The 26,183-nt window shown below is 43.6% G+C and carries 21 protein-coding genes and 1 pseudogene; 12 read left to right on the top strand and 10 right to left on the bottom strand.

What is annotated here, in order from left to right:
* Positions 1-102 precede the first annotated feature (102 nt).
* On the bottom strand, positions 103-1,695 hold the full coding sequence (locus tag ABDB91_RS01195; protein WP_347489802.1) for a long-chain fatty acid--CoA ligase: 1,593 nt from the start codon (positions 1,693-1,695) through the stop codon (positions 103-105).
* A gap of 504 nt (positions 1,696-2,199) precedes the next feature.
* Between ABDB91_RS01195 and ABDB91_RS01190 the strand changes: the two genes are divergently transcribed.
* The 10 genes and pseudogenes from ABDB91_RS01190 (at position 2,200) to ABDB91_RS01145 (ending at position 13,400) form a co-directional block, all read left to right on the top strand.
* The gene (locus ABDB91_RS01190) at positions 2,200-2,979 is read left to right on the top strand and encodes an SDR family oxidoreductase (protein ID WP_347489801.1); all 780 of its coding nucleotides are present in this window, start codon (positions 2,200-2,202) and stop codon (positions 2,977-2,979) included.
* A gap of 210 nt (positions 2,980-3,189) precedes the next feature.
* Positions 3,190-4,449, top strand: coding sequence for an MFS transporter (locus tag ABDB91_RS01185; RefSeq protein ID WP_347489800.1), 1,260 nt, complete (start codon positions 3,190-3,192; stop codon positions 4,447-4,449).
* A 794-nt stretch (positions 4,450-5,243) separates the two neighbouring features.
* Positions 5,244-6,734 carry a sigma 54-interacting transcriptional regulator gene (locus tag ABDB91_RS01180; RefSeq protein ID WP_347489799.1) on the top strand — a complete coding sequence of 497 codons (1,491 nt, stop codon included), beginning with the start codon at positions 5,244-5,246 and terminating at the stop codon, positions 6,732-6,734.
* 435 nt (positions 6,735-7,169) lie between these two features.
* Positions 7,170-7,316 (top strand): annotated as a pseudogene (locus ABDB91_RS01175) (SDR family oxidoreductase); the annotation flags it as partial.
* A gap of 16 nt (positions 7,317-7,332) precedes the next feature.
* Positions 7,333-8,181: a 3-hydroxyacyl-CoA dehydrogenase NAD-binding domain-containing protein gene (locus ABDB91_RS01170; RefSeq protein ID WP_347489798.1), complete on the top strand. Its 849-nt coding sequence runs from the start codon at positions 7,333-7,335 to the stop codon at positions 8,179-8,181.
* 14 nt (positions 8,182-8,195) lie between these two features.
* The gene (locus ABDB91_RS01165; RefSeq protein WP_347489797.1) at positions 8,196-8,978 is read left to right on the top strand and encodes an enoyl-CoA hydratase-related protein; all 783 of its coding nucleotides are present in this window, start codon (positions 8,196-8,198) and stop codon (positions 8,976-8,978) included.
* 26 nt (positions 8,979-9,004) lie between these two features.
* Positions 9,005-10,144, top strand: a complete 1,140-nt coding sequence (locus ABDB91_RS01160; protein ID WP_347491492.1) for an acyl-CoA dehydrogenase — start codon at positions 9,005-9,007, stop codon at positions 10,142-10,144.
* Between the two features lie 195 nt (positions 10,145-10,339).
* Positions 10,340-11,656 carry a thiolase family protein gene (locus tag ABDB91_RS01155; protein ID WP_347489796.1) on the top strand — a complete coding sequence of 439 codons (1,317 nt, stop codon included), beginning with the start codon at positions 10,340-10,342 and terminating at the stop codon, positions 11,654-11,656.
* 44 nt (positions 11,657-11,700) lie between these two features.
* Positions 11,701-12,111, top strand: a complete 411-nt coding sequence (locus ABDB91_RS01150) for a MaoC family dehydratase (RefSeq protein ID WP_347489795.1) — start codon at positions 11,701-11,703, stop codon at positions 12,109-12,111.
* Between the two features lie 92 nt (positions 12,112-12,203).
* Entirely contained in the window at positions 12,204-13,400 is a 1,197-nt protein-coding gene (locus tag ABDB91_RS01145) for an MFS transporter (RefSeq protein ID WP_347489794.1), read from the top strand.
* Positions 13,401-13,581: 181 nt separating this feature from the next.
* Here the strand turns inward: ABDB91_RS01145 and ABDB91_RS01140 are convergent, their stop codons facing one another.
* The 4 genes from ABDB91_RS01140 to ABDB91_RS01125 form a co-directional block, all read right to left on the bottom strand.
* A complete protein-coding gene (locus ABDB91_RS01140; protein WP_347489793.1) occupies positions 13,582-14,655 on the bottom strand; it encodes a HAMP domain-containing sensor histidine kinase in 1,074 nt (357 codons plus the stop codon).
* Positions 14,652-15,353, bottom strand: coding sequence for a response regulator transcription factor (locus tag ABDB91_RS01135; protein WP_347489792.1), 702 nt, complete (start codon positions 15,351-15,353; stop codon positions 14,652-14,654). Before ABDB91_RS01135 ends, ABDB91_RS01140 begins: the two co-directional genes overlap by 4 nt.
* A 232-nt stretch (positions 15,354-15,585) precedes the next feature.
* On the bottom strand, positions 15,586-18,279 hold the full coding sequence (locus ABDB91_RS01130; protein WP_347489791.1) for an FtsX-like permease family protein: 2,694 nt from the start codon (positions 18,277-18,279) through the stop codon (positions 15,586-15,588).
* Positions 18,258-18,956 (bottom strand): ABC transporter ATP-binding protein, encoded by a 699-nt coding sequence (locus ABDB91_RS01125; protein ID WP_347489790.1) that lies wholly within the window; start codon positions 18,954-18,956, stop codon positions 18,258-18,260. Before ABDB91_RS01125 ends, ABDB91_RS01130 begins: the two co-directional genes overlap by 22 nt.
* Positions 18,957-19,087: 131 nt before the next feature.
* Here ABDB91_RS01125 and ABDB91_RS01120 point away from each other — a divergent pair, with 131 nt between their 5' ends.
* On the top strand, positions 19,088-19,258 hold the full coding sequence (locus ABDB91_RS01120) for a hypothetical protein (RefSeq protein ID WP_347489789.1): 171 nt from the start codon (positions 19,088-19,090) through the stop codon (positions 19,256-19,258).
* Positions 19,259-19,403: 145 nt separating this feature from the next.
* Here ABDB91_RS01120 and ABDB91_RS01115 read toward each other — a convergent pair whose 3' ends face one another.
* The 5 genes from ABDB91_RS01115 to ABDB91_RS01095 all read right to left on the bottom strand — a co-directional run bounded on the left by ABDB91_RS01115 (position 19,404) and on the right by ABDB91_RS01095 (position 24,524).
* On the bottom strand, positions 19,404-20,843 hold the full coding sequence (locus ABDB91_RS01115; RefSeq protein ID WP_347489788.1) for a Na+/H+ antiporter NhaC family protein: 1,440 nt from the start codon (positions 20,841-20,843) through the stop codon (positions 19,404-19,406).
* A 126-nt stretch (positions 20,844-20,969) separates the two neighbouring features.
* Positions 20,970-21,968, bottom strand: coding sequence for a D-cysteine desulfhydrase (locus ABDB91_RS01110; RefSeq protein WP_347489787.1), 999 nt, complete (start codon positions 21,966-21,968; stop codon positions 20,970-20,972).
* 25 nt (positions 21,969-21,993) lie between these two features.
* The gene (locus ABDB91_RS01105; protein WP_347489786.1) at positions 21,994-22,377 is read right to left on the bottom strand and encodes a RidA family protein; all 384 of its coding nucleotides are present in this window, start codon (positions 22,375-22,377) and stop codon (positions 21,994-21,996) included.
* Positions 22,378-22,423: 46 nt separating this feature from the next.
* Positions 22,424-23,137: a helix-turn-helix transcriptional regulator gene (locus ABDB91_RS01100; RefSeq protein ID WP_347489785.1), complete on the bottom strand. Its 714-nt coding sequence runs from the start codon at positions 23,135-23,137 to the stop codon at positions 22,424-22,426.
* Between the two features lie 445 nt (positions 23,138-23,582).
* Complete coding sequence (locus ABDB91_RS01095; protein ID WP_347489784.1) at positions 23,583-24,524, bottom strand: class I SAM-dependent methyltransferase; 942 nt, start codon at positions 24,522-24,524, stop codon at positions 23,583-23,585.
* Positions 24,525-24,833: 309 nt separating this feature from the next.
* Between ABDB91_RS01095 and splB the strand changes: the two genes are divergently transcribed.
* A complete protein-coding gene (gene splB / locus ABDB91_RS01090; RefSeq protein WP_347489783.1) occupies positions 24,834-25,853 on the top strand; it encodes a spore photoproduct lyase in 1,020 nt (339 codons plus the stop codon).
* The last annotated feature ends 330 nt before the right edge of the window (positions 25,854-26,183 follow it).

Raw genomic sequence — 26,183 nt, 5'->3', positions numbered from 1 at the left:
GCTACCCGGAAATAACACGGGACTTGTTGCAAAGAACTCCTATAGATAAACATGTCCTAGTAAAAAATATGACGATGAATTAATTTTTTTTGCAGTTATTAATTATCCCTCCCGCAAAACACGGCGCAATATTTTACCTACCGCCGATTTGGGCAATACATCTCTAAATTCCACCTGGCGCGGCACTTTATACGCGGCAAGCTTGGTGCGGCAATAGGCAATAACCTCTTCCGGCGTAGCATTTTCCCCATCCTTTAGCACGATAACCGCTTTAACTGATTCTCCCCGGTATGCATCGGGTATACCGATCACCACCGCCTCTTGAACTTTGGGATGGGCAAATAAAACATCTTCCACTTCAACCGGATAAATATTGTATCCACTGGCAATGATTACATCCTTTTTTCTGCTGACGATATAAACATAACCTTCTTCATCGACTTCGACAACATCACCGGTTTTGAGCCAGCCGTTTTCCAGAACATTGGCGGTTTCATCCGGACGGTTCCAATAGCTGCTCATAACCTGTGGACCTCTAACCCACAATTCCCCGGTTTGCTTAGCCGAGCATTCCCCACCTGTATTAATGTCAACAATTCTCATATCCGTATCCGGTATGGGCAGACCAATGCTGCCAATCTTAACTTTTCCATTCACAGGGTTGCTATGCGTAACCGGGGATGCTTCAGACAAACCATAGCCCTCGACCACTTCCACTCCGGTCAGTTTAAAGAATGCTTCTTTCACTTCGTTGGGCAGAGGGGCTGAACCACTAATGCAAGTATGAAGGCAACGCAAATTGTAGTTGCCTATTTCCTTATAACTATTGATTGCGATAAGCATTGTAGGACTAGCAAAGAATACACCAACTTTATAGCCGTCAATAGCTTCAATAACTGTCTTGGGATCAAAACGCGGAAACAAAATCATTGTTACCCCCATGTAAACAGACATGTTCATAATGCAGGTAAGACCGTACACATGGAAAAGCGGTAGGACTCCAATAACATAATCGTTCCAGCGACGATAGTTTTTACCAAGAACCTCAGCGGTTTGCAGTACATTAGCCACAAGATTACGATGTGTCAACATACATCCTTTAGACACTCCCGTAGTACCGCCGGTATACTGCAACAGCGCCAGGTCGCCGGGGCCAACTAATTCCTGCCGGTAGTCGGAACTGCAGCTGCTAAGTATTGTCTGCAAATCAACTGTATCATCACCGGTTAAGACAGGAGAGTCGTCTATATTGAAAGTAATAATGTTTTTCAGATTGACGTTTGAGCGGATGTTCTTAATTTTTGGATAAAGATCAGCCAAACAAACCAGTGTTTCGCTGCCCGAGTCATTTAACTGGTGTTCCAGTTCCCTTTCCACATACATCGGGTTATTCTGCACCACAACGGCACCAATCTTCAGCGCTCCAAAAAAGCTAATCACATTCTGGTGGCAATTAGGCGCCAATATGGCCACCCGGTCTCCTTTTTGCACTCCGTTATCCTGCAAAAATCTGGCAAAACGATTGGTGTACAAATCAAGCTCACCAAAAGAAGTATGCTTGTCTGCAAAGATAATGGCATCGTTCTCTGGAAACTCCAGGGCACTGTCAGTTAAAAACTGAAAAACTGGGATTTCGGGATAAGTCAATTCATGCCTTGTGTCCGAAAGATAATTTTCAAACCATATTTTTTTCAAAACACATTCCCCCCTTAAACTATTATTTAAATGTTTTGTTAATTCTCTTCTTTAATAGTTTGCATGTGGTAACTCTAGATCGCATCAACAAACATGCATTCCACCGGTATTTGGAGATCACCCAGTTTTTTACTTTCCTCTAAAAAATTATTAATTTCTGTTGTAGACAGCGATTTATACAATTCGTAATAGTGGGAAGGTTTTAAATTGATTTATTATAATCCGAATTACTATATTTCTACGGTTAATTGCAAATATATTGCCAGACGATGCGTATCCAACAAAACCATGACCACTTAATCCCCTGCATGTTAAATGTAAATTACCTTTGGCACAAAGATTGCAATAGTTAAAAATATCCGAATATTCCAATTAGTTTAACGGAAAGGAGTTTGATAAAATGAACGGGCATTGAAGAGGGTGACGCAAATCGTTAAGCATTATCACAGGTAAGGGAACTATCAGATTCATGCCTTAACTAAATTACAGAGAGGGAAAGATTACGTGAGACATATTAGAGAACTATTGGACCTAACAGGTCAGGTGGCCGTCGTAACCGGAGGAGCAACAGGAATCGGCAGGCAAATGGCCTACGCCCTGGGAGAAGCCGGAGCTAATTTGGTTATTGCAGCTCGAAATTTAGGGCGTTGCCAAGAGGCTGCTATGCAGATGGCGAAGGAACTGGGAGTACGCATGCTTCCCGTTGCCCTGGATTTAAGAAAGCCTCAAATGATCGATGATCTATATGATCTGGTCATGAAAGAGTTTGGCAGAGTTGATATCCTTATTAACAATTCAGGAACCACCTGGGGTGCTCCAACCTTTGAACTTCCATTAAGCGGCTGGAATAAGGTTATTGAAACTAATTTGACCGGTGCGTGGCTTATGGCCCAAAAAGCCGGTCAAATCATGTCCAAACAGAACTACGGGCGAATTATCAACATAGCTTCCTATTTAGCTTTTGTGGGAACTTACGCTAAATATATGGATGCTGTGGCTTATCCGGTGAGCAAGGCCGCTCTGCTCGGTTTAACCAGAGATTTAGCGATAAAATGGGTTAAATACAATATAACCGTAAATGCCATAGCTCCGGGCTGGTTCCCATCTCAATTAAGTGACGGAAACAAAGAGTACCATGAAGAGCTTACTCAAAACTTAATTCCCATGCACCGTTTGGGCAGTGAGGATGAATTAAAGACCGGAGTATTATTCCTTGCTTCCCCAGGATCAAGTTATTGCACCGGAATTACCCTAAGTATTGACGGTGGATTATTGGCTGTTTGATCTAGGATTGCCGCCAGCAATAATAGTGGACGGACTGCCTGGTAAAGACGCTCCTGTCATGATCTTTAAGGAGGCTGAAGGGAATCCATGGAGGGATGGAAACAGATACTGATCCTTACTTTATATATTGGACTTTATTTTGCAGTGAAGAAATTTGTATTAGGACGGTTCAAGTAAATTAAGTAAGAATGAACTTAGGGAGGAAATAAGATGGCGGAGTTAAACTATAACCAAAAAATAATAGCTAATCCTTTTAAGTATAAGTATAAAGCCTTGACTGGTGCAATATTAGGCTATATTTTCGATGCTCAAGACTTTATGGTTTTGGCCCTGGTGATCCCTTTGCTGGTAAAAACATGGGGCATTAGTTTGGCCAGTGCCGGGCTAATTGGTACAGCGACCATTTTTGGCGCAGCCTTAAGCGGTTATTTTTGGGGACCAATGATCGATAAGTTTGGCCGCAAAAGAATGCTGATCTTGTGCCTTATCTGGTTTGGTGTTTTTACCTTCTTGTGTGGATTTGCGACAAATTATATACAATTAATCGTCCTAAGATTTATAGCCGGTATAGGGCTGGGAGGAGAATGGGTTATTGGCGCGGCATTAGTAAGTGAATTCTTCCCTCCTGAACAAAGGGCTCGTGCTACTTCGGCAGTGCAGAGCGGTTGGCCACTGGGCTACGCTTTGGCTCTTGGAGTGAATGCTTACTTTGTGCCAACCTATGGTTGGCAGATTCTTTTCTTTTCAGGAATCATTTCTTTGATTGCAGCAGTGTATATCGCTGTACTTGTTCCCGAATCACCAGCCTGGTTAAAAGCACAAAGCAACAAAACCGAAGGAAAAGAATCCATCTCCAAAACTAATGTTAAGGCAGCAACCTGGACTGATCTTCTCAAAGGAGCCAATCTGAAAACCACATTATTGGCTTTCGGACTTTGCGCAAGCTGCCTGGTTTCTTACTGGGGAGCGGGATCGTGGATTCCAGCCTACCTTTCAACAGAACGGGGCCTAAATTTAAAAGACATGAGCGGTTATTTAATGATTTTAAATGTGGGAGGCTTTATTGGGTATTATTTTTATGGATTTCTTGCAGACAAACTCGGACGCCGGGCAAATTTTATCTTCGGATCCCTGGCCTCGGCAGTTGTTATGTTGATCTGGATCAACCTAAACAGCCCAACGGCAATATTGTGGATGGCAGGGGTATTTGGCTTTATAACATACGGCTATTGGGGACCACTGGCAGCCTTTGTTGCTGAACAATTTCCAACCGGTGTACGTGGTATCGGAACCGCCTTTGCCTATGCCAGCGGCAGAATGATGTCGGCCTTAGCTCCCTTTTTAATGGGTGGTATTGCCAGCCAGTATAGTCTGGGTTTAGCTTTGGGGTTAGTATCCGTGATCTATGCGACAGGTGCAATATTCGGATACTTTATGAAAGAAACGAAAGACATGATTATAGTTGACTAAGTCAGTTAGGTGATGCAATTTAATGATAACATGGTTTGGGGCTTGGCTCATAGGGCTATTCTCTTTGGGCTTAGCCCCATTAATGCGAGGTTTAATCCCCGTCGGTTTAGGGAGTTGATCAAATTCACCGGGGTATAAGGGAGCAGGCGGTGACATAAATGGAAAATTCGAGGATATGCGTCCCTTCTATGTGAGAAGAGGAAGTGTGGCGATTTTAGTAATTAACCGGATTCTCTTTTATACCAAAGGTATCCATGGCTTTTTTGTTGCATGTATAACGTTTCCGAAATTGTCCAAAGTTATTAACCCTGCAAAGCATTCATAATCAAGTTCTTATACTGATTTGCAATTTCAGATGTTCTAGCCATTCGCAGGCGGATATTTGTTTTTCAATTGAATCAACCGCTGCGATCACCACGCCCAGCGTGTGCCGGTGTACCATTTCTCAAGTTCCACTCATTACCGGAATACCGATTATCTTACGGGTGGCGGGGTCGTAAATAGGCACCGCCGAAGTAGTGCCATCATGCATGCACATCAGTTCTCATAAGGCTGAACCTGAAACCTTACGGTAAATTCCGTTTAATAAAAAATCACTCCTTAAGAACCTCCCGCAAAAGATTGTCTAAGGTTAAATACTTAGAGTTGAATATCGCAAGGTTTGTACCGATGGCTTAAATATCAAGACATTTCTGATACTCCCCGCAATATCCTCTTTTTATACTTTTTCTAAAAAGGTGTATTTGGCAAAGGCGTAGAATTTATGCTTGTTAAAGACCATAAAGGAGCATATAATGTCCAGCCAATACCATAAAGTTAAGAATATTCTTAGTAAAAACATCAACTTGTTCAATCCAACGCCAGGAACTGATACATCCAATTCCAGGTATGATTTCAATGGAATATTGAATTTGCTGCTTTATTTATTGGACTACTCATTTGACGGTTACCTGCTGTCGGATCATCAAGGCCGGATTTTTTATGGTAATAAAGCTGTAGAGAGAATTTCCGGCATATCAATGGATCAGATAATTGGCAAAACAACCAAAGATATGTTGAGAGAAGGAGTGATTCTTACAAATTCAAGAAAAATTTTAGGTACAAATCCCTTATCAATTATCCAAAAAGTAAAAACAGGAGTGGAAGTATTTATCACCAGTGTTCCTGTGCATGATAACCACGGTAACGTGGTATTCTACATTGCCAATTACCGTGAAATGAGAGAATTAAATAAGTTAAAGAAGATAGTGGACGATAATTCCCATAACAAACTTCCGGAGGTATTCCTGGCGGAACTAAAAGAACTGCGCAATAAGCTGCTGGAAACCGATGACGTCATCGTTAGAAGCAATAAGATGAAGAAGGTGCTGGAAAGTGCAATCAAGGTATCGCAAGTGGACGCAAATGTACTTTTGACGGGTGAGTCCGGTGTAGGCAAGGAAGTTTTGACTAAGTTAATACACAAGTATAGCGGCAGAAAAGATGGACCATTTGTGCAGATTAATTGTGGCGCCATACCCGAGAGCCTATTGGAATCCGAATTATTTGGGTTTGAAAAGGGGGCGTTTTCCGGCGCTCAAAGCAGAAAAATGGGGCTGTTGGAGGTTGCCAACAAAGGCACAATTCTTTTGGATGAAATTGGCGACTTGCCATTAAACCTTCAAGTTAAGTTATTAAGAGCCATTGAGAACCAGGAAATTTACCGCCTTGGGGGAGTCAAACCAACTAGATTGGATGTACGGATAATCTCAGCAACGCATAAAGACTTGCCCGATATGGTGGCAACAGGCACCTTTCGCAAAGATCTTTTCTATCGTCTGCATGTTGTTAATATATCAATTCCCAGTCTTAGGGATAGAAAGGCTGATATAGTCCCTTTAGCAAGCCATTTCTTAAACAATTTCAACAAGAAATACTGTACAGATAAAATTTTTGCTTCCGACGTATGTGATGCATTGGAAAACTATAATTGGCCCGGTAATGTTCGCGAGCTGCAAAATACCATTGAAAATCTGGTAATATTCAACGAGGAAAGAGTAATAAGCAGCAAGTGTCTGCCCAAACACATCATTTTTTATCAGAATGATGAGGACTATCACAAAGCGAATGGTTTAACAGAAAAAGGTTTAAGAGATTCAATCGAAGAATTGGAAAAACAAGTGATTTTGCAATCACTTAAAAAATACGGGACCATCAGAAAAGCTGCAAGTGCCTTAAAAGTAGATCACTCAACCATTGTACGGCGAATAAGGAAATATAATATAAAACTTCATAACGTTTACTGAGATACCCTGGTGCAATTATGAACCAGGGTATTTCAGTGTTTAGCATGAGATGGTGCAGAAACAAAACAAAATTGGTGCATAATTGCACCAATTAGATTGCCTTTGGAAGTGATTCCGCTGTTGGGAACTAAAAAGGGCTAACCGGAAATTAAACCATTATCGGTTCTGACTAGCTGTGTGAAGTGAATTGACATTTTTATTGAACGGATATTTACAGGAATATGTATTGGCAATGAACCGATACGAAATTCCATCTTTTTCGAGGATTTAAGGCTGACTGTCTCAAATGAGGATTTAGTGCGCTAAAATATGTTTGGCTCCATAATGGTATCTGATTTGCAATATATTACATGATACCGGCTGTATAAATAAGTATTAGCCCGGACAGTAAAACGTCAAGAACCATGATGAACCCCGAATCAAGCAAAACTTAGCAGGCGCTGCCCCATGGGACGTCTGGGTAATGTTGATGAAGTGGCTAAAGTAGCGGTTTTCCTGGCCTCAGATGATGCCAGTTATATAACCGGCCAGACAATTGTAGTGGATGGCGGTTGGTCGGTTTATGGTTATGTTACTGAATAACATGGAGGGGTGAAAAATGCAAATTAATACTATAACTGTAATAGGAGCCGGTTTGATGGGTTCCGGCATTGCCCAGGTGGCGGCTCAGGCGGGCTACAAGGTAAATATAATAGATATCAGCCAGGAATTCGTTGACCGTGGGGTAGCCAATATAAATAGACTGCTCCAGGGCAAGGTTAGCAAGGGTAAACTTTCGGAAGCTGAAAAGGAGCAAATCATGGCCCGGGTAGCCCCGGGAACGGATTTGGCTGTTTGTTCGGATGCGCAAATGGTGATTGAAGCTGTTCCTGAAAAAATGGACTTGAAAAAAAATATGTTCAAAAAAATTGATTCACTAACCAGCATGGAAACTATTCTGGCCACTAACACCTCTTCACTTTCCATTACAGAAATAGCTTCGGTTACTCAAAAGCCGCACCAAGTTGTAGGCATGCATTTCTTTAGCCCGGTTCCTGTAATGAAATTAGTGGAAATAATTCCGGCTTTGGCTACCGATGCACAGGTTATGGACAGAGTTAAACAAGTGGCTGAAAAAATGGGTAAAACAGTGGTAGACGCCAATAACACTCCCGGCTTCATTGTCAACAGACTGCTGGTCCCCATGCTGAACGAAGCATTTTACTTGCTTATGGAAGGCAATAAAAAAGAAGATATTGATCAGGGTATGCTGCTGGGCGCCAATCACCCCATTGGCCCGTTGCAATTAGCGGACCTGGTGGGCATAGACATATTGCTCCATACCATGGAATCCCTTTATCAAGGGTTTAATGATTCCAAATATCGTCCCTGCCCCCTGCTCAAGGAATATGTGGCGGCGGGCAGACTGGGGCGTAAATCAGGAGAGGGGGTATATGCCTACCGCTAAAGGTGGGTATTGATATGGCCTACAATATTTTAACGGAAAAGAAAGATGCGCTATTTATAATTACCATAAACCGCCCCGACACTTTAAATGCACTGAATGAAGAAACTGTAGGTGAACTTGAAGATGCTTTTAACCGGGGCTCCGCCGATCCCGGGGTAAGGGTAATTGTAATTACCGGTCAGGGAGATAAAGCCTTTGTAGCCGGGGCGGATATAAATGAATTGCAAAGTCTGCCATCAGTTAAAGCCGCCCAGGACAAAAGCACCCGTGGAATAGATATTTTCTTTAAAATAGAGCACTGTGATAAACCTGTACTGATGGCCATAAACGGTTATGCACTGGGCGGGGGTTGCGAATTGGCTATGGCCGGTGACATAAGGATTGCTTCAGATAAGGCCAAGTTTGGCTTGCCTGAAATCAATCTGGGGGTTATCCCGGGTTATGGTGGCACCCAGCGCTTACCCCGGCTGGTCGGTAAAGGCATGGCCAAGATGATGGTTTTTTCCGGGATGATCATCGATGCACAATTGGCTTTGCAGATTGGATTAGTGGAAAAGGTGGTTCCCGCTGATAAGCTGCTGGAAGAAACCATTTCATTGGCGAACTTGCTGGCCCGGAAATCTCCGGTTGCTTTGGCTATGGCCAAAAGGAGTATTAACGATGGTCTGGAAGTAGACCTGAGACGTGGCTGTGCGGTAGAGAGTGCAAATTTTGCCGTGGCTTGCTCAACTGAAGATAGAAAAGAAGGGACCGGTGCCTTTTTGGAAAAAAGAAAACCGCAGTTCAAAGGTTATTAATATTAACTGGTTAAGGGGCGTCGATGATGACAATGAGACTTACCGAAGAACAAATTATGTTGAGGAAAATGACCCGGGAACTGGCGCGGGAAAAATTTGCCCCCAGGGCGGCACAAATAGATCAGGCCGGGGAGTTCCCGTGGGATAATATGAAACTGTTGGCCGAATATGGGCTGTTGGGTATTAATGTACCCGAGGAATATGGCGGTGCCGGTTCAGATACTCTAAGCCATGTTATAGCCATAGAAGAAGTGGCCCGGGTCTGTGCTTCCACTTCAGTTATTCTAACTACACAGGCTCTGGCTATAGCTCCGGTATTTTTAGCCGGTACAGAAGAACAAAAGAAAAAATATCTTACTCCCATGGCCAGCGGCCAGGTTCTGGGCGCCCTGGGACTTACCGAGCCGGGGGCCGGGTCGGATGCCTCCCGCATGACTACAACAGCCACCAGAGATGGCGATTATTACATTCTCAACGGTGTAAAACACTTTATTACCAACGGGGGAGAAGCGGAAATCTACACCGTGGCGGCTATGACGGACAAGTCAAAGGGTGTGAAGGGGATCGGCACCTTTTTCGTTGAGAAGGGAACCCCGGGCTTCACTTTTGGCAAGAAAGAGAGCAAAATGGGTATCCGCGGCTCGACAACGAGGGAACTAATTTTCGAGAATTGCCGCATACCCCGGGAAAATCTCCTTGGCCGGGAAGGTGAGGGTTTTAAAATAGTAATGAAATCCATAGATCACACCCGTACCGGCGTGGCCGCTCAAGCACTGGGTATTGCCCAGGGGGCTTTGGACGCTGCCCTGGAGTATTCCAAACAAAGGGAACAATTTGGTCAACCAATTTGTGAATTCCAAGGTATTCAATTTATGCTTGCCGACATGGCCACTCAGATAGAAGCGGCCCGGTCATTGGTGTACCGGGCCGCCGTGGCTATTGATGATCAATCTGAAGAGCTAAGCAAACTTTCCGCCATGGCCAAACTGTATGCTTCCGATACGGCCATGCAAGTGACTACCGATGCGGTACAAATTTTCGGTGGATATGGATATACAACTGAATACCCGGTGGAACGTTACATGAGGGATGCCAAAATCACTCAAATCTATGAGGGTACCAACCAAATACAAAGAATTGTTATCGCCCGCAATCTAATTAAGTAAATATTTGCTTAAAGAGTTTGTTGAAAGGCAAGCTTAGGTGCCGGGTGTTGAAATGTTGAAAGATTTTAATCTTTCAACATTTCAACACCCGGCACCTACATGAGCACCGCAAAAGCCAGCTAACATGGAGATTATAAGCGGATTTCGGGCAGGATTTTCGAACAGCCGCTTAAAATATGATAAGGAGTCCGGTAAATGAAGGAAAATCTACTTAAGCAAAAAAACCGTAACGATATAGTTGTTATTAGCGCTGCCAGAACGCCCTTTGGCAAGTTTGGAGGCTCTTTAAAAAATACCGACATCTATGATTTAGGCGCTATCGCAATGAAAGAGACGCTAATCAGGGCCGGTTTGGAACCGGATCAAATTGACGAAGTATGGTGGGGCATAGGTGATACAACAAATTGTAAAGACCCATATACGCCTGTGGTGGCAAGACAGTCCATGTTAAAGGCGGGCATTCCCCCGGAGAAACCATCATGTACTTTTGATAAAGCCTGTGTTTCAGCTATGTCGGCCGCCAATTATGGTTCCAGGAGCATCAAGCTGGATGAAGCCGGCATGGTCCTGGTGGGCGGAGCCACAAGCTTTAGCACTGTTCCGTATTTAGCCAGAAACCTTAGATGGTCCGGAGTCCGAATTGGCGGACTGAATTTGGAAGATCCAATCTTCCCGCTTGGTTATAAAGATTATGCCCCGGTTGCGGTAGACTCCGGGAATCTGGCAGTGGAATATAATGTGTCCAGGGAAGAACAGGATGACTTTGCTTTTGAAAGTCATATGAAGTACGGTAAGGCATACCAAGAACAGTTTTTTAAAGCTGAAATGATGCCCTTGGAATTACAGGACAAGGATAAGAAGGGTAATATTATTTCCGGAAAAACACTGGAGATTGATGAACAATATCGCCCTGATATATCAAGGGAAGCACTTGCCAAACTAAAACCTATATTCGGCAACCCCACCTGTACCGCAGGCAACTCTCCCGGTATGAATGACGGTGCTGCCGCTTTGATACTGACAAAGAGAGAAAACGCGGAGAAATTAGGCTGTGAGCCCATCTGTACTATTATGACGATGTCTACGATCGCTCTCCAACCGAGAATAATGCCTGTTTCACCTGCTTTTGCAATTAAGAAATGCCTGGATAAATTAAATTTAACGATTAATGAATTGGATTTGATTGAGATAAATGAAGCATTTGCTTGTGTGCCATTGATCTCCGCCAAACTTTTAGCCAGCCGAAAATTTGCTGCGGAAAGCTATGCCGATATGGTTAAATTGGTATCATCCCAGCCTTTATTAGATACGGATAAGGATATGTACCGATCGATAAAGAAAAAATTAAATGTAAATGGCGGGGCCATTGCCATTGGCCACCCTAATACATCCAGTGGCGCACGTTTAATCATGACCATGGCCTATGAGTTGAAAAGGCGGGGTGGCGGTATAGGGGCGTGTGCTATTTGCGGAGGTCTGACCCAGGGGGACGCATGCATTATTGAAGTATAATAACACACTTGGGATGTGCAATAAAAATACAGTGAGGGATAAGCATGGGTATACCTTTTGAACAAATAAAGATTGGTGATAATGCCTCTCTATCTAAAACAATGAGTGAGACTGATGTGTATTTATATGCCGGCATTAGCGGTGATTTTAACCCGGTGCATATAAATAAGGAAGCTGCCGCCGGTTCTATTTTCAAGGAACGGATAGCGCACGGTATGCTGACAGCGGGTCTGATATCTGCTGTTATTGGTTGCAAGCTGCCCGGAGAAGGGACCATATATCTCGGGCAAAACCTAAAATTTACCGCTCCTGTTAGAATAGGAGATACCGTCACCGCAATAGTCGAAGTAATTGGCAGAAAAGAGGATAAAAGGCGTCTAACTTTGAAAACTACTTGCTTTAACCAGCTGGGTGAAATTGTTATTGAGGGAGAGGCACTGGTAAAGTGCGGTTAATAAAAAACGGTTGAGTACCGATTGATTTTCATGGTCATTTGCCGTATAATTTTATGATCGCAAGTTTTCGTAATGAAAGGGGAAACATTTTTTTGCATGCCACCCGGGGACATTCAACCGATGCTTTATGGACAAGGGACTTTGTAATTATCTTTTTTGTTAATTTCTTTATCTTTATATCCTTCCAGATGCTTTTACCCACCTTACCCGTTTATGCCAAACATCTGGGCGGCCAGGAGACGGCAATGGGCATGATTGTAGGGGTTTTTACGGTTTCCGCCTTACTGGTACGCCCCTTTGTCGGGCAAATTTTAGACTCCAGCGGCAGGCGGGGCCCTTTATTACTGGGTCTGGCCGTTTTCATGTTATCGGTTCTAGCGTACAACTGGGCCTTTAGCATTATTGCCTTACTGGGTTTCAGGTTCCTGCATGGCTTCGGCTGGGGTATCATTAGCACCGCGGCGGGAACGGCGGCCACCGATTTAATCCCACGCAGAAGGTTGGGTGAGGGCATGGGATATTTTGGCCTCACCAGTACAATATCCATGGCCATAGCACCGGTGATCGGGCTTTATATACTTAACCGCGCAGGTTTCCCCACCCTGTTTTACACATCTACCGTTTTGTCCATTATAGCCTTGGCATTGGCTGTGCTCATCCGGTATCCCCGGGTGGAGAATAAAAGCCAGAGCAGGCGGGGAATCAAGTCTCTAATTGAACCAAAGGCCATTAGGCCCTCTGTATCGTTGCTATTAGCTGCCACCACCTATGGGGCGGTGGTTTCCTTTATAGCCATATACGCAGGCCAGCAGGGCATTACCAATATCGGCATCTTTTTTACCGTTTACGCACTGGCTCTTACGGTTGCCCGACCGTTTTCCGGGATTTTGGCCGACCGAAGGGGCTTTGATGTGGTGGTGCTGCCCGGGATGGTGCTGATTATCGCCGCGATGTTGGTTTTATCCCAGGCGCAGCAATTATGGATGTTTCTGCTGGCGGGCATCCTTTACGGTGTTGGATTTGGCGGCATAATGCCCAGCATGCAGGCTTTGGCTGTGAAGGATGTAGTTCCCGCACGGCGTGGCACGGCCAACAGCACCTTCTTTTCCGCCTTTGATTTAGGTATTGGGCTGGGGGCGGTAATGTGGGGAGCAGTTGCCCAGGCCACCAGCTACGCTGTTATGTATCAGCTGTCGGCTATACCGGGCGTGTTAGCGCTGATTTCCTATCTGGTACTTAAGGATAAAGCAAAAAAAGAGCTGGTGACCAGCTCCGATAACAGGGCGTAAAGTGAACTCGCTCAGCTAAAGCTGAACATCGGGTAAAGCTGAACATCGGGGCTTTTAGATGGGGATTCCACCCTACCTGAAGTAAAATGGGATAAAAGGCGTTGAATATTTCAGAGGGGTTTTGAATAATTCACAGCTGTTAGATAAAGCCAATAACCCCTCGTGTAACCTTCGATGCTCCTTATAAGGTTAATAATATGGTAAACCGGCTTCCCTGTCCCGCTCCGGAAGAGCCGGCCATAATAGCCCCGCCCTGCTCTTCGATAATCTTTCTACTCAAGTATAAGCCTATTCCAGAGCCTTCCGCCCCCATCACCTTCTGTGCCGCCCCTCGATAAAACCGATTAAAAACCTTGCCAATCTCATGGGGCGAAATGCCGATTCCGTTATCTTTGATATCTATTTTTATATATGTTTCGAGTCTTTCCATGGATATGTTTACCGCACCGTTATCCTCACTATATTTGATCGCATTTTCGAGTACATTTACAACCGCTTCTTTAGTCCACTTTATATCATGATATATGGAAATGCTCTGCAAATCTTCTATAATAATTTCTATATTTCTCTCTAAGGCCCTTGAATAAACTTCATTCACCGCGGCAAGAATTGTCCTTTTTATATCCGCCTGCTGCATTTTAAGCCGGATCATTCCTACTTCCATTTTAGATATTTTGACAAGAGCTTCAGACAGCCATTCCAATTTATCAATTTGTTCCTTGGTTCTGCTTAAGAACTCCTCTTTTTCTCCGGGGCAAAGTCCTTCCTCAAGCAAGAGAGAATTGAATACCTTAATAGCAGACAAGGGGGTTTTAATTTGGTGGGAGATATCGGTAACCAGGGCATGCAAGTTTTCTTTTTCTTTCCTTAGCTCCTCAAACCCCAGTTCCATTCTTCTAGACATCTGCCCAAACTGTGATTCAAGGCGGGAGAATATACCTTCCTCTTCCACAAAAACGGGATGTTTGCCATCCATGATCTGGTCCACAGCCATAGACAGATAATCAAGTTTATGAACCAGGCATCTTCCTATTCCTGCAAAAAGCGTAATATTGATGCTTATCATAAGCATCACCACCGCAATATTTCCCACAACAAAGCCCTGGCAATTGACACCGGAAGCAATTCCGGCAGCGCCGGCAAGCTGCTTTATGAAATAAAGGCTATTCATAATAAGCAAAAAACCCATCAGAATAAGGCCGGCTATTAAAATAAGAAATAGCCTTTTTATAAGCGGATCTTTTCTAAATATCATTGATAGACACATCTTTCAGCCCATATATATCCGGCCCCTCTGATAGTTTTTATATATTGTGGCTTTGAGGGGCTAGCTTCGATCTTCTCCCGCAGTCTCCTGATGTGTACTTGCAGGGTGTTCTCATTAATAAAATCACCGTCGATATCCCATAATTCATCGAGAAACTGCTCTTTACTAATGATTTGTTGGGGGTTTTGCGTAAGATACCGGAATAGTTTCATCTCCGTTTTGGTCAGGTATATCTCCTGTTCGTTTTTAAATAACCTCATCGTGCTGAGATATAATATGATCTCTTTTGATACCAGCATCTCATGTCCTTTTAGTGCTTTGCCCCTTCTCAAAACAGCATTGATTTTCAAGACCAGCACACTCAGGCTAAACGGTTTGCTAATATAATCATCCGCCCCCATATCATACCCCATTACAATGTCTACTTCCTGATCGCAGGCGGTGAGAAAAACAATAAAAACCTCACTTTGCCTCCTGATCTCCCGACAAAACTGAAAACCGTCTCCATCCGGTAAAGCAACATCCAACACCATAAGGTCAATAGTATTTTTACTATATAATTCTCTTGCTTCCACGAGTGATCCGGCTGCCAGAACCGTGAAACCTTCCTTGCTTAATTTAAAACTTATCCCCCGGCTTAAAGACTCATCATCTTCCACCAACAGGATCCTGATTAATTCTCCCATGGCCTACCTGCTCCTTTATACGGATTATCCATGTTCTAATTATATCCCCACCAGTACTACATCCGGCTAATAAATACCTAAGGCCGCGGTATCGTCAAAGTCATTATATTGGTCAACATTTAGTGTTTAATAAAATTTATCTCATCTATATATTGCGAGAAAAATCGACTTTGACGGGATCCTGTACTTAAGGCGGAGGTAAAATACCGCCGCCCATTATATAGTGTTCTTTTTATTCAGTACTCCTGATTGCCTCGGTGATCGGAAGTTTATTAATCTGTCCGGCCGGACCCAGGGCCGCCAGATATCCTATGCATAAATTGATCAAGATTACCAGCAAAAATGATTTCCATTCGATAAAGAACTGCTCCCGCATCAGGGTACGAGAAAAATATGCATAATACACAAACATACCCAGTTCAATCAATAATGCCATTGCGCAGGAGAAAAGCGCCGACATCGCCCCATATAGTAAGCCTTCAAATCTTAGCATCCCTTTAAACTGACCGGCGGTCAGGCCGATAGCCTTAAGGATACCATGCTCCCGCAGACGAGAGATGAGATTATAATTAACATTGTTATAGATACTTAGACCGCCAATAATTATCAACACCGCCGCAATGGCGGCATAGAACAGGAGATATTCATTTCGAGCCTTCTCACTCTCCTTATTACTTTCAACTCTATCCGCCATTCCCGTTCCGGGAACCAGCTCCGCTGTTTGATGAACCTTTTCCTTCAGGCTTTTGTAGTCAGACTCACTAAAGCCATCCTTCATATCAAGACTCAGGATACGATAACTATCTATCCCCGTTATTTTCTGGAATACCCGGCCCGGTATTATTATATAAGGTGCGTCTTTTGCTCCCAACCAATAAGAATCTTGCTCGGGCAGGACTTTAGTAATCCCGGCTACCGTGAATTCCCGGTCGACATATTTGCCCCGGTACTTTTCATACTGATGGATGAGGTTCCAATTATCCAGGGATTCTTCATACCCCTCACGGGGATAAGTAATCCCAATGGTATCCCCGACTTTCATATTTAAAATCGGTTCCATTTTCAGTTTTTCTTTTCCGGATCGGCTCCAAAATGTTCCCTGCTTATTTACCTCGGGAATATGGATAATAGCCAGGGGCCTGTTGCTATTTTCACCTGCCAGCTGCTCTTTTGGTATTAGATTTTTGCTGAAAGAAGCCCACTCTGCCTCAGACAAGCCCAGGATCGTACTCCTGATTACCAGCTCACGATCACTATCACCCGGGAAAGCGAATCCCATTCTGTCAGCAGGGCCTTCTATCACGTCTTCAACTTCTTTATCGAATGCAGATAACCTTTTTTCCATAGCTTTGATGTAGTTTTTACCATACTCTCCATTTAACCGGCCATCAGCAATTCTCATCCGCCCATACAGCATCTGGGTGGCTGTTAACTTCTTGACCTCAGGCCGACCTTTCAGCTCAGCAATCTGCTTCCGGGTATATCCTACCATCATTGGTACCCCGTTATTAACATTTAATCGGAATTCATCATCCAGACCAGGCCTTATATCTGCATAGTACAAATCCTGTTCACGTTCCCAGAGTTCAAACGTGAAGGACTTCACCATAAACAAGCAGCACCCTATAGACATGGCAATTATAGTAAAAATGGCTGTTTTCTTGTTTCTCTTTAAATTCTTTATGGTAATCTTTTTCGTTATATCCAACTGCCTTTCAAGCCAACCATCCTTTTCACTAAAGTGTATTTTTTCATCCTGGGTGCTGCGGTTTATGGCTTCGAGCGGAGATATACGGGCAGCCATCCGGGCAACCCTTATCCCGGCGGCAAGCACTGACCCCAGAGCGGTTAAAACAGCCAGTTTGACGGACAGATCCGATATCACAATAATGTCAAGAGGCACGTTAGCGAACGCATCCAGAGCATCAAAGATAAATATGTCAGTGGCAGCCCCTTTAAATAACTGAACAAAAGCAGCGCCGCTTGCTATACCCAGTATAACTCCAATTAAATAGATAATGACGATTTCCCAGAGTATTATATAGAGAATCTGCCGGGAACTTGAGCCGATGGCGCTCATCATCCCGTAATCCTGAACTCTCCTTAAGACGGAAATGCTATAAACGCTGAAGATCACCATTCCCGCTACCAGCATGAGCAGCAGGGAAATTTTGACCAGATCCCAGTCAACCGTATTGATCTGCCCCATAGCCGACAGCAACATATTATTGGGTAAAATATTTTGTTCTTTACTATTGGCATCTAAACCTATCTCTTGGCTAAGTTTATTGATCTCTTCTTTTATTTTAACTTTTTGTTTAAATTCAATCAGGGCATGGAGGTGCCCATCTCTTTCCGACAAGATTTCTTTATGCAAGGTCACAAAAGCATCCAGTTGGCCGCTCGATTTCTCGTCCAGCCGATCTTTGACAATTCCTACCAACGTATAGTTCCGTTTTTCGCCCTTTTCCCCCAGGCTTATTTCCAGGGTCTGCCCCAATTTATGCGGCAGTCTTAACTGATCCAAAACCCAGCCTTCTATGGCAATTTCGTCTGTCTGGCTTGGAAATTTTCCTGCCTTGAGGCAAGTGCTTTCCATGGATAAGATATTATCATCTGTTGCCAGTAAGTTTACGATTAATCCGTTAGGACTTTTCCATTCACCATAAAAAGCTGCAACAGCCACTCGCTGCGCATTCCGATACGCTTTAACTTTTTCTGTTTGCTTTTGATCAAGTTCCCTGTATATTACATGTTGGGCTCCGTAGTTTTTACAGTGTACAACCTGTGAGTTTTTGGCGCTTTCATTCAACGAGCCGATAGCCACAATGAGAAAAACACTGAGGGTAATACTTAAAATCATCGCTATTGTTCTTTGCGGATATTGTCTTATGTAGCGACAGGCTATTCTGATATAGGTTCGCAAGCTGCTCCCCCCTGACAAATAAGTTTCCCATCCTCAATCCTTACGATGCGATCAGCCATCCGGGCTAAAGTTTCATTATGGGTAATCATGACCAGGGTTTGATGGTATTTTTTTACCGACTGTTTTAATAGATTTACCACTTCCAGGCTGGTTTTGGAATCAAGATTTCCGGTAGGCTCGTCGGCCAGAATAATGGATGGCCGGGTCGCCAGGGCTCTGGCAATAGCCACCCGCTGCTGCTGCCCACCGGAAAGCTGATTTGGCAATGCTTTGCGCTTGTCATAAATATTCAGACTCTCCATCAGGTCAGCTATAAAACCCCTATCTACCGCTTTGGCATCCAGTTCCATGGGTAAACAGATATTTTCCCAGACATTAAGCACCGGGATGAGATTATATGCTTGAAAAACAAAACCAACCTTGCGCCGCCTGAATATCGCCAAGTGATTGTCACTCATGGTATATATCTCTTTATTATCAATGAAAATTTTTCCTTCGCTAGGTCGATCCAATCCGCCCATCATATGTAATAGCGTGGTTTTGCCTGAACCGGAGCTGCCGATAATGGCCAGAAACTCGCCTTCTTCCACTGATAAATCAACCCCGTTCACAGCTCTTACCATGTTGCTGCCGCTTCCGTAGATCTTTTTCAAGGCTTTAGTTTCCAGTATGATCATAATTTCTTCTCCCCCTTCAGTGTTAGATTATCATCCGCAGCTTACAATCGGCTGTAATATTCCTTACGATTTTGTAAGCAAAGTAAAGTATTTTTGGACGCACCAGCAGATGACCGCGCGGCTAATGTATCATGACCCGAATGCCGTTAACCGCCGCGCCTCAGACTTCCAGCCGCCTTGATCGTCTATCCCTGCGCTATACCGCCCTTGTTGGCCGCCAGGGTAATGGGACGGAGGACCGGCTGGTACGTGAATATCAAAAAACAAAAGGGCTGTTGCATAACGAACTAAATAGTTCGTAATACAACAGCCCTCTATAAGATACCGGATTATTATTGGAATAATCCGCCGAGTTTAATTTAGTAGCTAAGTCTAATTTAATAAAGAAAAGGAAGCGTAGCTCACTACTCTAAAAAAGCAGTTTTGCGACACCCCCTTTGTTTTAAGTTACATATTCGGTGTCAATAAATCTTTATTGCCACTAGGTTCTGAGGCATATTTTCTATTCCAACCGGTTATTGCCGAGAAAATAATTACGCCTAACAGTGCCCATGAATACGGATTATAAAATGCAGCCGTAATAGATGGGGGTACGATATTATATGCTTCCGCCGCAGATAAAACCGAACTATGCCAAACCACTACCGCAATATGCCAAGGCATGGTAAAAAACAGTGTGCATACAGCACAGTCCATAAGGTTGGCTCGCCTTTCAGGAGCAAGGTTAAATTTCTCACCCAGTGGTTTAACGATACTCGGGCCAACCAACAACAGGGCTGGCGCGTTTGCTGCAATTGGAATAGAGAATAGAATTGTGATACCGATGATTGCCAACTCAGCTTGTCTCACTGTTTTAGCCAAGGTTTTCTGTGCCCAAGATAAAATCCTGAGCATAACACCGCTTTCCACCAGGATCTGGGTAACAGCCAATACCAACAGTGCAAATATTATGGCACCTACTACGCCATTTATGCCATCTTGAATTAAACCGGTTGAATCACCTTTTACCGCCGGGATACTAAAGACATTATGCAGTGCCAGGTTTCCGCTAATTAAGCCTAACACTATCGCCGATACATTGCCGTAAACCAGTGATTCTATGATATGTCTGCCTCTCAGGGCACTAATAACAACGATTGCAAAGCCAATCAACATTAATAAGCCACTCGGATCCACTTGGGCTTCAATTTCGGGAAGGGGTCTAACTTCTCCACCACCGCCAGTAATAAGGAGGATAACCCCAGTTATACCGGCAGCAATAATGGCAAGAGGAAAACGACTTCTAACAACATCTTTCATTTGTGCATCTTGAGTGTATGCCGAAACAATTGTAGTATCTGAAATAGGAGCCAAGTTATCACCAAAGCAAGCACCGGACAGGATCCCCAGGGCTAACATAACTGGATCAGCACCCAAAAACACACCGGCGGGGAATAAAACAGGAGTTAAGGAAAGTACTGTTCCGGTACTGGTGCCTGTACCCAGGGAAAAGAGCATTGCTGATACAAATGCTATCAGAACGAACAACGCACCTTGAGTTCCGGTTTCCATACCAAACCAGAGTAAACCGTCTACTAATCCACCGGCCACCATAAGCTTGCCAAAAACCCCCGCCATTAGCCAGCAACCGACAATTACGACACCACTCCTGTCACCAAATCCTCTTAAAACGGCCTCGGAATAATGTCTCTTGTCCTTGGCTAAGAACAAACCGGCAACTATTGCCAACCAACCGGCCGCCCAAAATGGTACGGTACCACCCCGGTCTGCTACGGATAACCATATTAAAACAGTTATTAATACCAACAGCGGTAGGATTCCGCCCCAAAACCCGCCGTACATTTCCAACCGTTTATTTTCATTTAAAACGGAAGTGTTTTCACTCATAAAATTCGCCTCCTTTTAGAAAATCATTTGCATTTAAGGCAAATAAAGTCTATAATAGAAAATTGAGAAATATAAATGTTTTTGGTATGTGGCCCACCCTATCAAACCAATAAGGGTGGACCTTTTTTAGTCTAATATGTGTGGAATATATGCATAAAGCGCGGGTGAACCACCGGTATGAACAAACAGTACATTATCTTCTTTCTTGAAGTACCCTTTGCGCACTAAATCAATCAATCCGGCCATCGCCTTGCCTGAGTATACCGGATCAAGTAAAATACCTTCTGTTCTGGCTAACAATCTTACTGCTTCGGCCATTGCCTCCGTGGGGATAGAATACCCGGGACCTACATATTCGTCAAAGCAAGTAATTGCATTCCTTGGAATTTCACCCTTAACTCCTACATGCTTGGACACTCGTTTAACAAGGTCATAAACCATTTCTTCCTGAACATCTTTCCTGCGGCTTACGTTAACACCAAGAACCGGGATATTACTGTTCTCACCATAAAAACCTGTAATCAAACCAGCGTGTGTACCGGTACTGCCGGAAGGACAAACAACATAAGAAAGATTAATGCCTTTATCAAAAATTTGGGCAAGTATCTCTTGGGCGCAGGCTACATAACCAGTGGAGCCAATTTCATTAGAGGCGCCACCGGGAATGACATAACCCTTTCTGCCTTCGGCGGCTAACTGATCAGCTACTTTTTGCATTTCTGCAAGCATATTGGAACCACCGGGAACCACAGTAATATCTTCTACATCAAGCAGGTGGAATAGAAAGTTGTTGCCACTGGCATCAGGCTTATAGCTTCCTTTAACTCTTTCCTCCAACACAAGGCGGCACTTTAAGCCTTCCTTAACGGCAGCGGCAAGGGTCAAACGACAGTGGTTGCTTTGTACAGCTCCACAGGTAATTAGTGTGTCGGCTCCCTGGGCTAAAGCATCGGCTACTAAAAACTCCAATTTCCTGGTCTTGTTGCCACCGGCAGTTAAGCCTAGCAAATCATCACGTTTAATATAAATGTTTGGACCACCCAGCGCCTTTGTAAAGTTAGGTAAAAATTCCAGTGGTGTTTGGCCTTCTGTATAACGCCTGCGCGGAAACTTTGCTAGATTCATGATTTAACCCCTTTCAGTTAATTTTTTATCCGATATAGGCGATTGCTTCTATTTCCACCTTGGCATCCTTTGGCAGATGAGCGACCTCTATAGCAGATCTAGTGGGATAGTTCTCTTTAAAATACTGTCTGTACACCTCATTGACCCGGGCAAAATCATTCATGTCTTTTAGAAACACCGTAGTTTTGACAACGCTTTCTAATGTACCGCCGGCAGATTCAACAATCGCCTTGAGATTTTTTAAAGATCGATGTGTTTGATCAGCTATCGCTTCGTCCATCTGGCCACTAAGAGGGTTAATCGGCAGCTGCCCGGACACAAATAAAAATGGCCCGGCAAACCTTCCTTGAGAGTAAGGCCCTATCGCTGCAGGTGCATCTGTGGTTTGAACTACTTTGACCTCCGCCATTCCTAACTCCTTTCTTTAATTAATTTTTTATTTAAAGGAATGTTAATTAATAAATAGCATTCCTTTGTGAACGTTCTTGTTCCAAGTAATTATAAATAGTGTATCTTGAGACTCCTAAAGCTAAAGCTAATTTATCTACTGCTCCTTTAATTAAAAATACTCCCTTTACATCTAACGCACCAACTATTTCAATTTTATCTTCTTTTTTCATTTCTTCCATGGGAATGCCTTTGGCTATTATTGCTTGATTAATTATAATATCAAGTATTTCCGTAACATCCGTTGCAAAAAATTCGTTTATTTCTTCTTGATCATTTGAGTCGTCGAATTTGGTTATTTCTTCCAAATGATTTATTAACGCCGTAATGTCGTAATTAATACATACTGTACCAATAATTTTATCAGTAGCGTTTTTAATGTATATTGTAGATGATTTTAAGATGTTCCCATCTTTGGTAACACTTTTATAACCAATCGAATCTTTGCAGCTGTTACCGTATTTTCTTAAGTTTTCTAGAACAAAATTGGTTATCGGTGCACCGACTTTACGATTTGTTACATTGCCGGCCATATAAATTATGGAAGACTCCGGTGTACGTAAATCATGGATTACAACCTCGCAGTATTTACCAAAGGTTCCAACAATGGCGTTAGCTATGTTAATTGCATTGCGAAAGATCACGCTATCACATTGATTTTCATTGCCTACTAATTGAAAAAATTTATTTAAAAAATTATTTATTTCGCCATTGTTCTCCATGAGCACCACTCCTTTTTAAAATTTTTTCGACATATATTTAATAATTCCTGCTTTTAAAATTAAAATTTTATAGTAATTTTTATGCTTATTTATTATTTTTTTTTAATTTAGCGGCTAAACCCGCTCTTTTTTGTAATTTACAGGTAAATTTATAAATATTTGCTGCACTTTTTCCAATAAAATTTTAACAAACGCAAAAAAGTCGAACATGAATAAGTACCTTTATTCATGTTCGACTTTTTTGCTATAATTAGTTTTACTTTTGGAATAAGGTAATTAAAGTTATGAACATCCGCAACGCCACTGACCTAAAGTAATCTTAAAATTCTTCTTTCTTCCTCATAATTTAAAATAGCTAAGGCTTCTTCTGAATTAGCGACATCTTCTATATATTGAGCAAGAAAATCTACTACCGTATGAACGTACTTTTCCCTGCCAATGCATATTATTGAACCTTGGCAGCCTTAATCAACTGTCTGCCGCCCACCTCTTTCCAGGGTGCTGCGGAACAGCCGGCCGCGGCCAGCCATGTTCTATATTGCTCGAAAGTCCATGTTCCCCCGGAAGTTGTATTAACCAGCATGTTTACCCCGAATAATGCAGGCATCACGCCTGTACCCCGGATCATGTCATTGATTACGATTTGTCCTCCCTGCTCCAGTTCAGCTGCCGCATCTTGAAATAATTTTCTATTCTCCCGCTCACCGTATATATGGCACACATTGCCAAGGTATACCAGGTCATAAGGTCCCGGAGGCAGCCCCTTGGTAAAATCACCTTTGACCATTTTAATGGGCAGTTCAGTATCCAGTTCCGGCCGCATCATATCTATAACTCCGGACAGGTCCAATACAGTCACCATGGCCCCCTTGCCGGCAAAAGCATTGGCATAGGTTAACGGACCGCCGCCTACATCAAGAACCCTGGGATTCGCGGGCAATTCTTTTAAGCAATAATCAACAATTTGCGGTGCCGACTTCCGGGCATGATGGCTCATAGCCTTGATGAAATGCTTGGAGTGGCTGGATACATCTTTTTTCGGAACCGGTTGCCCGCTATGCATAACTTCCGGCAACTGCGTCCATGCCTTCATTATATTGTAAGCATGCATGAATGAAAAACCTGTATACTGTTCGTGGCCGGGATTAAAAAAGATATTATCCGCCTCTTCGGTGAGCTTAATTTTTTCACCGTCGTATTCCAGGTACTTTAAAGCAATCAAAGCTTCAATAACCGTCCACACTGACCTGCGGTCGGTTTTCGTCCTGACAGCCAATTCTTCCAGATTACAGGGATTATTCTTTAACTCTTCAAATAAACCCGTTTGCACAGCCGCGCCGACAATTAAAAATTCCTGCGGCAGCTGGAATGAACCGGTGTTTGGCATTCCCATCACCCTTCCCTTTCTAACGTTAAAAGCTATAGCACTTTACGCTTAAGATTATTTGCATCTTTACCTCGTACCCGGGCCTTCTAAATTATGTGTAATTATTTTATTATGGCACATAATGCTTTGCAGAAAAACATTAAATTGAATTATTATATTCTGAAAATAAGTCTTCATCTTTCTGCCGGTGTTACATTGCAGCATGATTGTAGCATGGATATCAAAATTTGTGTTCATTATAAATCAGCTATGCATCTTATGGACATACTAAGCGATATATAAGATTACCCGGAACCGGAGGGAGTATTTTTGTTTATACCAAGACGGGTTTTTTTTGAGCAGGCAGCGCTTGATTACCCTCTGGGTCAGCAGCTGTACCAAAGATTCAAGACAGACGGAATACCCGTGGCCATGATCGGCAGTCACAACCGGGTAACGGGCATACCCGGCAAAACGCATCGTGAAGCATACTTGGAGGCCAAGCGCACTCTGGTGGTGGGGGTGCGCCGCACGCTGCAGTTTTCACCTTGCAAACCATCAGCTCACTATCAACTGCCCCTGAGCACCAGCTGCAGCGGCCGATGTCAATATTGTTATTTAAATACCACACTGGGTAAAAAACCATATATAAGGGTATACGTAAACATTGATGAAATACTTGAACAAGCGGAAAAGTATATAAAAAAGAGGGCCCCGGAAACCACCTTGTTTGAAGGGGCGGCCACTTCCGACCCCATTCCCGTGGAACCGTACACCGGCTCGCTGGCCCGGGCTGTGGAATTTTTCGGCCAACAGCCCCTGGCCCGTTTTCGTTTCGTTACCAAGTTCACCGATGTGAATACGCTGCTGGACACGCGGCACAACGGACATACCCGCTTTCGCTTCAGTATCAATACCAACTACATCATTAAATCCTACGAGCACGGCACCCCGGCAATCCAGGCCCGTTTGAATGCCGCCCGGCGTGTAGCGAAAGCGGGTTACCCCCTGGGCTTTTTAATCGCCCCTATCTTCAGCTACCCGGGCTGGCAAAGCGATTACACCCAATTAATCCGCTTCCTGGCAGAGGAATTACTGCCCGCAGTCGGGCAGAATATTACCTTTGAATTAATCTCCCACCGGTTCACAGCATCGGCAAAGAAACGCATCCTGGAAGTGTTCCCGGACACCACTCTGCCTATGCATGAGGAAAATCGCAAGTTTAAATTCGGGCAGTTTGGTTACGGCAAATACGTTTATCCAAAGGAGACGCTGGAAGAGATGGATGAACTGTTCCGGCGGGAGATTGATAAGCATTTCCCCGGCGCCAAAGTAGAGTATCTAGTGTAGGCATGCAACAAAAATGCGCCTCTCCCGGCAATAACCGCAAAGCGCAGGTTGAAGGCAAGAGGGTATTTTAAAAATATTATTTCTTGGCATTAAAATGCGTGGCTGTTAGCATTTTGCCGTCCGGCAACAATTCTTTAGGCGGCACCTTTCCGGACTCGCGCATTGTGAGCCTCTGACAATTCCCCATCTTTGGCCCGTTGCAGTAGTTTTTGATATATATGTTTTTTAAAGTTTCTGTTTTAAAAACTGAATAGATGGGGCAGGTGGAAGCGTATTGGCATTGGTTCATAAATCAGCACTCCTTTTTAATAAATTCTTGGTATACTATTA

Origin of the sequence: Desulfoscipio sp. XC116, assembly GCF_039851975.1 — a bacterium.
GTDB lineage: Bacteria > Bacillota > Desulfotomaculia > Desulfotomaculales > Desulfallaceae > Sporotomaculum.
This window is presented reverse-complemented; position numbering and strand designations above follow the sequence as displayed.

Coding starts and splice junctions, on each gene's coding strand:
- ABDB91_RS01160 (WP_347491492.1), top strand. CDS start 9,005: ATGACAATGAGACTTACCGAAGAACAAATTATGTTGAGGAAAATGACC.
- ABDB91_RS01105 (WP_347489786.1), bottom strand. CDS start 22,377: ATGGCGGAGGTCAAAGTAGTTCAAACCACAGATGCACCTGCAGCGATA.
- ABDB91_RS01150 (WP_347489795.1), top strand. CDS start 11,701: ATGGGTATACCTTTTGAACAAATAAAGATTGGTGATAATGCCTCTCTA.
- ABDB91_RS01110 (WP_347489787.1), bottom strand. CDS start 21,968: ATGAATCTAGCAAAGTTTCCGCGCAGGCGTTATACAGAAGGCCAAACA.
- ABDB91_RS01170 (WP_347489798.1), top strand. CDS start 7,333: ATGCAAATTAATACTATAACTGTAATAGGAGCCGGTTTGATGGGTTCC.
- ABDB91_RS01115 (WP_347489788.1), bottom strand. CDS start 20,843: ATGAGTGAAAACACTTCCGTTTTAAATGAAAATAAACGGTTGGAAATG.
- ABDB91_RS01155 (WP_347489796.1), top strand. CDS start 10,340: ATGAAGGAAAATCTACTTAAGCAAAAAAACCGTAACGATATAGTTGTT.
- ABDB91_RS01180 (WP_347489799.1), top strand. CDS start 5,244: ATGTCCAGCCAATACCATAAAGTTAAGAATATTCTTAGTAAAAACATC.
- ABDB91_RS01095 (WP_347489784.1), bottom strand. CDS start 24,524: ATGCCAAACACCGGTTCATTCCAGCTGCCGCAGGAATTTTTAATTGTC.
- ABDB91_RS01185 (WP_347489800.1), top strand. CDS start 3,190: ATGGCGGAGTTAAACTATAACCAAAAAATAATAGCTAATCCTTTTAAG.
- ABDB91_RS01135 (WP_347489792.1), bottom strand. CDS start 15,353: ATGGGAGAATTAATCAGGATCCTGTTGGTGGAAGATGATGAGTCTTTA.
- ABDB91_RS01100 (WP_347489785.1), bottom strand. CDS start 23,137: ATGGAGAACAATGGCGAAATAAATAATTTTTTAAATAAATTTTTTCAA.
- ABDB91_RS01125 (WP_347489790.1), bottom strand. CDS start 18,956: ATGATCATACTGGAAACTAAAGCCTTGAAAAAGATCTACGGAAGCGGC.
- ABDB91_RS01140 (WP_347489793.1), bottom strand. CDS start 14,655: ATGATATTTAGAAAAGATCCGCTTATAAAAAGGCTATTTCTTATTTTA.
- ABDB91_RS01120 (WP_347489789.1), top strand. CDS start 19,088: ATGACCCGAATGCCGTTAACCGCCGCGCCTCAGACTTCCAGCCGCCTT.
- ABDB91_RS01165 (WP_347489797.1), top strand. CDS start 8,196: ATGGCCTACAATATTTTAACGGAAAAGAAAGATGCGCTATTTATAATT.